General features: G+C 44.0%; 10 protein-coding genes. 5 read left to right on the plus strand and 5 right to left on the minus strand.

Annotated features, from left to right (window positions below):
• Positions 1 to 6 precede the first annotated feature (6 nt).
• Positions 7 to 951, minus strand: coding sequence for a glycosyltransferase family 2 protein (locus QUA90_RS10915; RefSeq protein ID WP_333445433.1), 945 nt, complete (start codon positions 949 to 951; stop codon positions 7 to 9).
• Positions 952 to 1,338: 387 nt separating this feature from the next.
• Here QUA90_RS10915 and QUA90_RS10920 point away from each other — a divergent pair, with 387 nt between their 5' ends.
• The 5 genes from QUA90_RS10920 to QUA90_RS10940 all read left to right on the plus strand — a co-directional run bounded on the left by QUA90_RS10920 (position 1,339) and on the right by QUA90_RS10940 (position 6,703).
• Complete coding sequence (locus QUA90_RS10920) at positions 1,339 to 2,247, plus strand: glycosyltransferase family 2 protein (protein WP_333322756.1); 909 nt, start codon at positions 1,339 to 1,341, stop codon at positions 2,245 to 2,247.
• A gap of 1 nt (position 2,248) precedes the next feature.
• A complete protein-coding gene (locus QUA90_RS10925) occupies positions 2,249 to 3,409 on the plus strand; it encodes a glycosyltransferase family 4 protein (RefSeq protein WP_333322755.1) in 1,161 nt (386 codons plus the stop codon).
• Positions 3,409 to 4,638: a glycosyltransferase gene (locus QUA90_RS10930; protein ID WP_333322754.1), complete on the plus strand. Its 1,230-nt coding sequence runs from the start codon at positions 3,409 to 3,411 to the stop codon at positions 4,636 to 4,638. Before QUA90_RS10925 ends, QUA90_RS10930 begins: the two co-directional genes overlap by 1 nt.
• A 58-nt stretch (positions 4,639 to 4,696) precedes the next feature.
• Entirely contained in the window at positions 4,697 to 5,779 is a 1,083-nt protein-coding gene (locus tag QUA90_RS10935) for an NAD-dependent epimerase/dehydratase family protein (RefSeq protein WP_333322753.1), read from the plus strand.
• Between the two features lie 78 nt (positions 5,780 to 5,857).
• Positions 5,858 to 6,703, plus strand: coding sequence for a WecB/TagA/CpsF family glycosyltransferase (locus tag QUA90_RS10940; protein WP_333389358.1), 846 nt, complete (start codon positions 5,858 to 5,860; stop codon positions 6,701 to 6,703).
• Positions 6,704 to 7,408: 705 nt separating this feature from the next.
• Here the strand turns inward: QUA90_RS10940 and QUA90_RS10945 are convergent.
• The 4 genes from QUA90_RS10945 to QUA90_RS10960 form a co-directional block, all read right to left on the minus strand.
• On the minus strand, positions 7,409 to 8,347 hold the full coding sequence (locus tag QUA90_RS10945; protein ID WP_333389359.1) for a class I SAM-dependent methyltransferase: 939 nt from the start codon (positions 8,345 to 8,347) through the stop codon (positions 7,409 to 7,411).
• Positions 8,348 to 8,979: 632 nt separating this feature from the next.
• Positions 8,980 to 9,939, minus strand: a complete 960-nt coding sequence (locus tag QUA90_RS10950; RefSeq protein WP_333389360.1) for a DUF362 domain-containing protein — start codon at positions 9,937 to 9,939, stop codon at positions 8,980 to 8,982.
• A gap of 126 nt (positions 9,940 to 10,065) precedes the next feature.
• Positions 10,066 to 10,392 (minus strand): hypothetical protein, encoded by a 327-nt coding sequence (locus QUA90_RS10955; RefSeq protein ID WP_333081738.1) that lies wholly within the window; start codon positions 10,390 to 10,392, stop codon positions 10,066 to 10,068.
• Positions 10,393 to 10,565: 173 nt separating this feature from the next.
• Complete coding sequence (locus QUA90_RS10960) at positions 10,566 to 11,990, minus strand: aspartate ammonia-lyase (protein ID WP_333389361.1); 1,425 nt, start codon at positions 11,988 to 11,990, stop codon at positions 10,566 to 10,568.
• Positions 11,991 to 12,010 lie beyond the last annotated feature (20 nt).

A 12,010-nucleotide genomic window follows, 5' to 3' on the forward strand; every position in this document is an offset into this window, starting at 1 on the left:
AATTACTTATTCAAGGTTAAATATTGTGTTCCCGCATAACTTATTTATTTTTTTCTTAATACGCCTGATTAATGGGGGATGATAATCATAAAATGTATCTTGAGTGAATTGATCGGCTACAAAATTTCGGATCGCGTGGTTGGGATGCATTAAAGGAAAGGTTATTGCTTCCGTTGGCATATTACTGTATATACTATCTTCTCCTGAAGTATGGGTAGCTTGACTGCCAAATCCAATATTAGAAATTAAATTTTTTTCTGGAATAATAGCAAGTCCATTTTGAACCCAACAAGTAAAAAGCCATCTAAAAAACCAATTGTTGAGAGTTCCATCATAGGAAACTTGAAAAGCACTATCCCAAACTTTTACAGATTGAGGATTAGCTAATAAATTTTCGAGAAAACCTGCTTCCCGAAGTTGAGGCCATAACTTCATGTCAATATCATAGTATTGCCATGCTCTGCGCCAAGTTGCCCATCCCCAACAGTTACTAAAACGCGAAAAATAGTAACTGTCTTCTGTTCTTTTTCTCCCAAACTGTAAATTTACACCAGCGATTGACATAATCCGTTTGTCATCTCGATAATGCTCTAATAACTGCTCACAAAAAGGGAAGAAGTTTGGGTGGGGCAAACAGTCATCTTCTAAAATAATTGCTTCCTCTACGGTATTAAATACCCAGTCGAAACCGCTAGAAATGCGATCCTTGCAACCAAAATTAATCTCTGAATAATTTTTCAGAACTTCACAGTCCCAATCGACCCGATCGATAATTGCACGTACAGCGGCGCACTTTTCAGCTTCCCCAGGTTTGTTGGCACGAGGGCCGTCAGCAATTACTAACAGCTTAGGCGGCTTAACTTGTCTAATCGCCTCGAAGACTTTTTCGGTATTATCAACTCGATTGAAAACAACGAAAACAATGGGAGTTTTTATCTGGGAATGTGGCATTTAAACTGTTCAACTCCAAGGATTATAAATATTTTTGCTTAGTAGAACTCATCATTATAAATGTGCTAGGAAGCTTGCAGGGTTGGTCTGTTAACTTAAGTTCTAAATTCCAATTTATCACCAAAAAGTTCGCGGGTCAACTATAATACAGCAATAGTTTACCCAGCCAGACTTCTAGGACTGACGCTCTTAAACTCTCAAACCTTGATACCCCGACCCCCTTGGCTAAGTGGTGCACTCTTAAAGCCCTCTTGTGAAAGGGGGGAGCGACTGCGTAAGCCCTAATTTCGTTCTTGTAGCGGCGGTTGCAACCGCCGAGCGAGTGGCTAAATAAAACACTGTTACTTTTAGCCTTACCTATCGTTAAAAACCGCAACACAGGGAAGAATGAACCGTACTAATATCGCCGTCCTTTTAACTTGCTTCAATCGCAAACAGAAAACATTGGCTTGCTTAGAGGCTCTTTTTAACCAGGCACTTCCAGCCAATGTAGATATTTCCACCTATATAGTCGATGATGCCAGTACCGACGGTACCAGCGAAGCAGTTCACCAAGCCTACCCTCAAGTCAAGATTTTTCATGGGGATGGCAATTTATTCTGGAACGGCGGAATGCGCTTTGCTTTCACCGAAGCCATGAAAGACGATCCCGACTACTACCTTTGGCTGAACGACGATACAATTATGTATCCAGAAGCCCTTAAAACCTTATTAACAACCAGCAACCAACTCGCTCAAAAAGGAGAAATAAAAGCCATCGTCTCCGGTTCTACCTGCGATCCCCAAACGGGTAAAACTACTTACGGTGGCGTGGTGCGAGACCACCCCCTTCTTCCCTTCCGATACCGCCTCGTAGAACCAACTCAAGAAGCTCTACTTTGTAGCACAATACATGGCAACTGCGTTCTACTTCCTCGCAATGTCGTCCAACTTGTGGGCAACCTAAATCCTGCTTTTGTTCATTATATTGGCGATTGGGATTATGGTTTACGAGCGAGACAGAAAGGATGTACAGTTTGGATTGCTCCCGGTCATTTAGGAACTTGTTCCCTCAACCCACAGGTGACAAAAACCGCTGCCAAAAATTTGAGCGAAGGGTTAGATAAAATGAGCACGCCTAAAGGTTTATCTTTTAAAGATGCGACCCTGCAACCGCCTGGAGAATGGAAGGTATTTACTCAGCAGCATGGTGGTTTGTTGTGGCCAATTTATTGGCTGCTACCTTATCGAAGGTTAGTTTGGTTGTCAGTGTTGAGTAAACTGGGATTGACTAAAAACAAAACTCAAGGTGAATAGGATGGTTGACAAAAAGGAATTTCGCATCGCTTGGCTCGTTCCTTCGGCAGAATTTGGGGCCTATTGGCCGCCGGTTTTACATGAGCTCAAAAAACTAATTCCGAACACGATTTTTTATACAGGTCGTCTCTGGCCTCGCTACGATCCGGAAGCTCCTGGTACAGAAGTAGTCGAAGTTGTGGGAGATACTCAATTCATCACCACCCAAAAGATAGAAACGGGGTACAGTCGTGGTTATATTAAGGCTACTCCTGGGATTATTTTTCCTCTTTTGAAATTCAAGCCCCAGGTCATTTTTGCTAGTGGATTTTCGATCTGGACATTGGTAGCTATAATCTTTAAGCCTATAGGGAAATGGCGACTGGTTTTAGTTTATGAAAGTAGTTCCCCGAATGTAGACTTTCGAGATTCTAAGGTGCGCTCGACTATTCGACGCTGGATGGGGAAATTTGCTGATACCTTTGTTTCTAATAGTCGCCGAGGTAAAGAATATTTGGTAGAAGTGATTGGGGCCGACGAAAGTAATATCTTTGCTAAACCTTACATGGTTCCTGATGCTAAAGCTTTGGTACAAAAGTTAGAAAATAATAAGTCTGTATCGTTGTCATTTCCCCACCCAATTTTTTTGTGCGTGGGTCAAGTAATTTCTCGCAAAGGGATTAAGAATCTGTTAGAAGCTTGCACAATTTTGCAAAGCCAGGGGTACTCGAATTACACAGTCATTATCGTTGGAGACGGAGAACAGCGACCGGAACTAGAAGCACTTACAAAAGAATGGGGTTTAGAAAAACAAATTGTTTGGACAGGGTGGATAGAATACGGATACTTGGGGTCTTATTTTCTAGAAGCTGATGTGTTTGTTTTTCCTACGTTAGAAGATACTTGGGGAATGGTGGTGCTAGAAGCGATGGCATTTGGTAAGCCGGTTTTGTGTTCAAAATGGGCTGGGGCTTGCGAAATGATCGTTGAAGGTGAAAATGGTTATATTTTTGATCCCTATCAGTCGGAAGGTATTGCAAACGCGATGCGGGACTTGATTGATTGCCCCGAAAAGTTAGTGATGATGGGGCAAAAGTCCCAGCAACTGATCGCTGAACATACACCAGAAAAGGCTGCCAAATTAATAGCAGATGTGACAGCGCTAGTATTGGAGAAAAGTTGATGAAAGTTCTTTTATCTGCCTTTGCCTGCGAACCGAATCTCGGCTCCGAAGAGGGAGTAGGATGGAATACTGTTATCCAATCTGCTAAACATCACGAAAGTTGGGTATTTACTCGCACGTTTTGTCGATCGTACATTGAAGCTGAACTAGAGCGGAACCCAGTGCCAAATCTGCACTTTGTTTATTTTGATCCGTTTGGGTGGAGCGAAGATTGGAAGGGGAAACAAGGATTGCTGCAACTTCACTACTATCTGTGGCAAATCTGGGCTTATTTTATCGCTCGGAAGCTCGATCGCGAAATTGGTTTTGACATAGTACATCACGTAACTTATGTCAAACATTGGTCTCCAAGTTTCTTGGCGCTGTTGCCGCATCCTTTTATTTGGGGGCCTGTGGGGGGTGCAGAAGCAGCACCAAAGCCTTTTTGGCAAGATTTTAGCCGCCGGGGCAAAATTTACGAAACGCTGCGGGCATTGGCTCAAAGCGTAGGAGAACGAGATCCGTTTGTGGGTCTGACGGCGCGTCGCAGTGCCGTGGCGCTGGCAACTACGGAAGAAACCGCAGCCAGACTGCGATTTCTCAAAGCAAAAAACGTGAAGATTTTCTCGCAAGTCGGTTTATCGCAGCAGGAAATTCAAGAACTAGAGAAGTTTTCTCCCCCGCCTGAGCAACCAATTAGATTCATCAGTGTCGGTCGTCTCTTACACTGGAAAGGGGTGCACTTGGGACTCCGTGCATTTGCGGAGGCGAAGCTGGAACAATCGGAATACTGGATTGTCGGAGACGGGCCCGAAAGGCAGCGCTTGGAAGCTTTGGCAACAGAATTGGGACTGGCAAATAAAGTATTTTTTTGGGGAACTTTATCTCGCACTGAAACTCTTTCTAAAATGGGGGAGTCTCACGTTCTCCTCCATCCGAGTTTGCATGACTCTGGAGGTTTTGTGTGCACGGAAATGATGGGGGTTGGCCGTCCGACGATTTGTTTGGATTTGGGGGGCCCGGCTACTCAAGTGACGGCTCAAACGGGGATTAAAGTGGCTGCTACTGACCCCGATCGCACTGTGCAAGGTCTAGCAGAAGCTATAGTGTGTTTAGCGCAAAATCGTGAATTGCGAGAGCGCTTGGGTCGATCGGGTCAAACGCGCGTCAGGGAAATCTATGATTGGGATGTTAAAGGTCTATTCTTTGCCCAATTGTGCGAAGATGTATTCGATGGAAAATCAGGATAACTTCTGATTGTTCGATCGGGCAAAACAAAGAAAACTATATTTTTTCAGGCGGTGAAACGTGGGCGTTGCAATCATTACTGGCTCGGCGGGTTTAATTGGTTCTGAGGCGTGTAAGTTCTTTGCCAAACAAGGCTTAGATATAGTTGGCATCGACAATAATATGCGCCAGTTCTTTTTTGGTGCTGATGGTTCTACAAACTGGAACCGCCAACTGCTCGAAAAGTCTTTGGGTACCAAGTATTATCACTTAGATGTGGACATTCGCGACTATGAAGCGATTACCAATATCTTTCAGCGGTACGGCGAGTCGATCGAATTAGTAATTCACACAGCAGCCCAGCCCAGCCATGATTGGGCTTCCCGTGCTCCGAAAATAGACTTTACCGTCAATGCCAACGGCACTCTCAATCTTCTAGAAGTAACTCGCTTGTACTGTCCTAAAGCGGTTTTCATTTTCACTTCTACCAATAAAGTATACGGCGATACGCCTAACACTTTGCCTTTAATTGAATTAGAACACAGGTGGGAAATTGAACCAGGCCATACTTACGAAAGCGGCATTCGGGAAGATATGTCAATTGATCAGTGCCTGCACAGTTTGTTTGGTGCTTCTAAGGTAGCTGCTGACATTTTAGTCCAAGAATACGGTCGATATTTTAATATGAACACCGCTTGTTTTCGCGGCGGCTGTTTGACGGGCCCAAATCACTCTGGAGCTCAATTGCACGGCTTCCTCGCCTACTTGATGAAGTGTGCTGTCACGGGAACTCCCTACACCGTGTTTGGCTACAAAGGCAAGCAAGTTCGCGATAACATTCATAGCGCTGATTTAATTTCGGCATTTTATGAATTTTATAAAGCTCCCAAAAGCGCCCAAGTTTATAATACAGGAGGAGGCAGGTACAGCAATTGTTCGATGTTAGAAGCTATCCAGATGTGCGAGGCAATTGCGGAACGCAAGTTTAATTGGACTTATGCTGAAGGGAATCGCATTGGCGATCACATTTGGTGGATTAGCGACAATTCAAAATTTTCCAGTCACTATCCCAACTGGAAAATGAAATATAACGTTAAACAAATTCTACAGGAGATTTATGAATGTAACCGCGAGCGTTGGCTGAAAGAAGATGCCAATGATTGAGCGGGGCAAAAAGAATGTGCTGGGAATTTTGGTAAACGATTGAAGAATACAAAGTTAAACAAATCTTAGGGGAGATTTATGAGTGTAACTGCGAGCGTTGACTTAAAGAGGTGCTCCATGATTGATAAAGGGAAAAAGAATGTACTGGGCATATTAGTAAATGCCGTTAATTATGAAGCGGCTGTTAGCAAAATTATTGCAGCAGCCAGCGCCGGAAAACCAATGTCAGTTTCTGCTTTAGCGGTTCACGGGGTAATGACTGGGGTTCTAGACAGCACTCATCGTTATCGGATTAATCACATTGACTTAGTATTGCCAGACGGACAGCCGGTCAGGTGGGCGTTAAATTGGCTATACCATACGGAATTGCCCGATCGAGTTTGCGGGCCGAATGCGATGTTACAAATCTGCGAACGTGCGGCAGAAGAAGGATTGCCTATCTATTTGTACGGATCTCAAGCTTCTGTACTAGAAGCTTTATCTCGCAATCTCTGCCAGCGTTTTCCCAAGTTAATTATTGCTGGAACTCAGCCTTCTAAATTTAGGCACGTTTCGCCCCAGGAGAAACAAGAAATTGCACAGGAAATTCGCAACAGCGGTGCAGCAATTACGTTTGTCGGTTTGGGGTGTCCCCGGCAAGAAGTCTGGGCTTACGAATACCGGGACGACTTATCAATGCCGTTGATTGCTGTAGGTGCTGCTTACGATTTTCATGCGGGTAATTTGGCTAAATCTCCTGACTTTTTATCTAAAATAGGTTTGGAATGGCTGTTTCGGATGATGAAGGAACCTCGGCGCCTTTGGCAGCGGTATGTTTTTTTGAATCCGCTTTATATCTGGTTGTTTTTGCTACAAGCTTTGAAAATCAAACAGTTCGACCCCACAGACGCGACGCCGCCTGTAGAAGAAGTATTATATGGTTGAAATTTAAAAGTTTCTTGTGAATTATTGCTGCTCACAAGAAAAAATTTAAAAAGCAAACACATCGTAACTAATCGTTTTGAGGTGCAACTGCGATCGCATAAGCTGTTCCGGCATTTAAATTGTCTGTCAAAAAAAATTAAAGTCTTGTGGGGTGGGCGTCCCGCCCGCCCTGAATATACAATTTAAATGCGCGACAGCTTATTCAATAAAATTGATATCAAATCCGGTGGCATCCGAAGTATAGTGGGAGCTTAAGAGCTCGCTACCCAAATCGCGAGCTCTTAAGCCCCCACTGATATCATGTCCGAGCGATTAACCATAATATCCCGGTCGGGGCGGGTTTTTGAGATTGTCAATTATTGGCAGGTATTGTTCGTGAGGGGAGGCCCTACAACAATCGCGGTCGCACGACCGGACATGATATGACATGATCCAAATATATGATTCCGATGCAACTGGAAACGATCTTACGCCAGAAAACAATTTTTAAATTATCTATGTGGTAAGGTGCGGACTGCACACATTACATACAAAGTTTGTGCCTCAGTTTTGATCGAGTCAGGTGGATTGCTGGGTCAATAGTCGCATTTGGTTTGACTGTAATCCTGCCATGGGCGATGATCGCAGGGGATCACAAAAGTAGTGTGAGTGTATAACCAAACTTGATAATCAAACCAAAAGTTTATTGCCCTTACCTCGATTTGGCTATGGCTTTTGTGCCACAATCCGGATCGAATCGTACTTGTTTTCATCAGCAGCAACAATTGTTGTCAGCAGTAGCTTCCAAGCTTGGAATTTACTGTTTTCTTGGAGCTTTACTATCTGATGAGATGCCATTGAATCGAACACACTGAAAATTTTTCTTTCATCATCGATCCAACTGTTGGCAAATTGGCGATAGTAGCCATTAAACTCAGTAGAAATTATCTCAAATCCCCCTTTTTCACAGATAGCGCGGAAGCTCTGCGGTGTGAAGAAATACAAATGCCTTGGTACATCTAGATGCATCCATGCAATCCCTGATGACTTCAGCCCAATACAAGAGTTATTTGGTACTTCCATTACCAATTTGCCACCATCCACGAGCAATTGCATGGCATTGCGGAGTGCAAGTAAAGGATCTCTGGTATGTTCGAGTACGTGGTTCATCACAATTAGGTCGTACTGTCTAGACTTGACTTCCGGGGGCAAAGATTCAGCAGTACCATAAAATACATCAAGACCTCGCTGTTGGGCCAAAACCAAAGCTTGTCGATCGGGTTCTACACCCCAGACTTTGTGACCATCTGCTTGCAATTCTTGCAGCAGGTGCCCGTTGGCGCAACCGATTTCTAATATCGAGCAGGAAGCAGTCCCGAACTGTTGCTTCCACCATTTACTTGTGACATCTACTCCGCGATCAAAACGCCAAGCTAGATGGGTACGCAATTTATCGAAGAAGGAAATAGAAGAGGCCGATACGAAGCCTGTAAAGTCTATATGATGAGTATAATACTCATCGATGTCGTAGAAGCTGGCGATTTTGTTGAGATCGGGTAGAGGATGAATGCATCCAAGTTGTGACTTTTCGCACCAATACAATTGAAATGACTCTTTGTTTGCAGGTCTGCGCCAATCACCGGGTATGAATAGCCACGGTTTCATACTCTCTCCCGATATCGGGCAGACGACGGTAGGGCTTAAGGACGTTTGACTTTGCATTGGAGTTTTCATTATTTAGGTACTTGACGTACTAATAACCACTCGTGTCGGATGTCAAATCCAGAAATCAATTATGTGCGATTAACAATTGCAGAATCCGAAATACAGCAGATGACTGCCCAAAAAATATTAGGTTTCGGAAACACGATTGCTGCGGCGTGGTTTTCAGCTTACATCGAATTTAAGCTAACCCATTTAACTTGCTTTGTCACTTTGCATAAAAAAACTTCACATTCCGCGATCGGGATCTGAGTAAGTTTTCATATATTTACGAATTCAGCAATACTTCAAGTATAAATTAAGTTATAAAACTGGGTAGCGATGTAGGCTGCGAGCGAGACCAATAAAAACTTTCTTGCATTTGTACCTCAATAATATTGCTGAAATCTTTTGCGAAAGCGAAGTATAAAATTTGCCATTTCATATATCGGTGGGCGCAAATGTTGCGCCCGCTACTGTTCCTTGATCTGAAAATTTAGCTCCCAATTGAGTTGGGAAGCCAAACTTTTCTTTAATCTTCAGCACAAGAGCTGATTGACAAGCGCGCATTTTTATGAGTTTGTAGCGAATGCCTCCTATCGATCGGCGTAAGCCCCCATCCGTTCTTTGATAAACCGGATATAAAAATGCCTGAAAGTAGACTTAATCACGCGGGGCATACCAAAGTCGATCGGCATCATGTTTTCCGGCAACTTCCAATCCAAAACCTTGAGATTTTCCGGCTGCAACAGCGGAAAATCAATTTCCTCTAAATTCGAGCACAGTCCTAATCTCATCGCCGCAGCTACAGTGGGAACCGCCGCCGGATCAGCATTAATAATTTCAACTAAAGTTCTGTCCAAAGCAAACACATCATCAGACGCGGCCAAAATTCCCAAAAATTTAGGTTCGCCGCCGCTTGGCCCGTTACCTTCGTGACCGATAATGCCATCCAAAATCGTCAAATTTGGGTTAATTGCCCGGGCAGTTTCTACCAGCATTTCACCGAATCTGGCGCTATCTTTGCCAGCTTCCATGTGCCACCAAGCCTTCATTTTGCCGGGGACGCAGCCGAACAAGTTTTTCACGCCCATTGTCACGGTTAATTGAACGTGAGATTTGAGTTTGGGCAAATTAATCACTACATCCGCTTCCATTGCTTCTTTGCAAATTCGCAGATGATTGAAATCTTCGCTGACAGTTTCGTAGCGTTTTCCTTGAAACTCAACTACTGGCAAATTCAGTTCTTCCAACAGTGGCAAATAACCGTTTGCTTTGGCTACACCCATAGCGCTACCAAAAGCTGGACTATCGCCTAAAAATGGTTTTCCTCCGGCTTCAATGACCATTTTAGCGACGCAGTAAACCAATTCTGGGCGGGTGACGCATTCTTTTGTAGGGCGAGAACCGGTGAGGAGATTGGGTTTGAGTAAAACCCGATCGCCCGATTTGACAAAAGCCGAGATTCCGCCCAAGGGTGCGAGCAAACTTTCTAAAGATACTTGCAAGATTTGGCGATCGTATGAATTGGCCTGAACTAAACTAACAGCAGACATAATTATGAATTAATTTGTAATTGGTTATCGATGGGGGAATAATCTCAATGTAACGCAGGCACGGAACACCCTAAGCAGGGTGATCTGCGCCTGCGTTACCAAGAATCATCTCAATACAAATGAACCCTAACTATTCATCGGCAATCTACCAACAGCAGCCCGCTGCATGGTACTAACTCGCAGTGAGTTAGAGAATATTCCTTGACCTTGCAGTTCAGGGATAGCAGGTTTTACTTCTACTTTTACCACCCTGGCTGTGCAGATAAAAACCGTTTGATCGGCTAAATGGAAAGTCAACCAAGGTTGATTTAACAAAGTCAGCACTTCCTCTTGGAATTCTTGTGCAGGCATCGGAATAGTGAAAGTTTCAGCCTGACCTTCCACATAATGAAATGTCACTTGAGTTGTGTTCTCTTTATCTTGAGTTAATTTGGCAAAAGAACCTGCGCGCATAAATCTTGCTCCCAAACTTTAGACTATAAAAAAATCCAGAATCAAATCTAAAAAAATTGAATTCTGAATTGTTTAACTTTAACCTGTGACAGCCGTTAGGCAGAACTCAGAAGGCAGAAGGCAGAATTAAATCGAGTTCAGCCTTCTAGTTTCTAGCTGATACCTGCGATCGCCTATACGTTAGCAGAAGATGTTGGCATCGCACTCATTTTCTCTAAATCTAGAACTTTTGCCAAGTCTTCTGCACTCATTAAACCCCGTTCTAGCACAATTTGCCGCAAAGATTTGCCGGTTTCTAGAGATTCTTTGGCGACAGCGGCGGCGTTGAGATAGCCGATGTGAGTGTTGAGGGCGGTAACGAGGGCGAGACTACCTTCAGCATAAGCGAGACATCGATCGCCCTTAGCTTCAATTTTGGCGAGGCATTGTGTAGTCAGGGCGCTGATGGTATTGCCTAAAATTTCGATGCTGTGAATGAGATTGTAGGCAATCAGGGGCATCATCACGTTTAATTCTAATTGTCCCGCTTGGGCGGCCAGGGCGATCGCGCTATCGTAACCCATAACTTGAAAACAAACCATCGATGTCATTTCTGCCATCACAGGATTGTATTTTCCCGGCATAATAGACGAACCTGGTTGCACAGGAGGCAGTTGAATTTCTTTCAAACCAGTTTTCGGCCCGGAGTCCATCAAACGCAAGTCATGGGAGATTTTAACGCAATCCTGAGCGAGATTTCGCAGTGCACCAGACACATTTACAAATGGTGCCATACTCTGCATAGCAGCCATTAAATGCTTTGCTGGTTTCAGAGGTTGGTCGATTAATTCGGATAGAATTTCAGCAACTTTTTGACAGTATTCAGGGTGAGTATTTAAGCCTGTTCCTGCCGCACTTCCCCCCAATCCCAGGGATGTCAAATCATCGGATGCCCTGTCAATTCTCAAGGTATGTTCTTTCAAAATTTGCGCCCAAGCACCAAAGGTGTCGCCGAGTCGAACTGGCACAGCATCTTGTAGGTGAGTGCGGCCGGATTTAACAATATTTTTGAATTCTTCTGCTTTGTTTTCTAGGGCAACTACAGCATCCGACAAAGCCGGAAACAGAGTTTTTTCTAACGCCAACAATCCGCCGATCCGAATCGCCGTCGGAATCACATCATTTGTCGATTGACCGTAGTTTACATGATCGTTAGGACTGACGCGCTTGTAATTACCTTTTTCGTCGCCCATAATTTCCAAAGCGCGATTTGAAAGAACTTCATTAACGTTCATGTGGTGAGAAGTTCCGGCGCCGGCTTGGTAGACATCAACTACAAATTGATCGCGCAAATTGCCTGCTAGGATTTCATCTGCTGCTTGGACAATTGCTTGACTGATGTCTTGGGGAATGCAGCCGAGTTCGCCATTGGCGAGCGCCGTAGCTTTCTTAATTAAAACACAAGCATCAACGTATGTTGATAAAGGCTTAATGCCACTGATCGGAAAATTTTCAATAGCCCTTAGAGTTTGGATGCCATAATAGACATTAGATGGGATTTGTTTGTCTCCCATCGAGTCGCTTTCGGTGCGGTAGGTTGCGGTTGGCTGTTCAGTCATTCGATTTTAGATTTTAAATT

The organism is Microcoleus sp. D3_18_C4 (genome assembly GCF_036702355.1).
Classification (GTDB): Bacteria; Cyanobacteriota; Cyanobacteriia; order Cyanobacteriales; family Microcoleaceae; genus Microcoleus.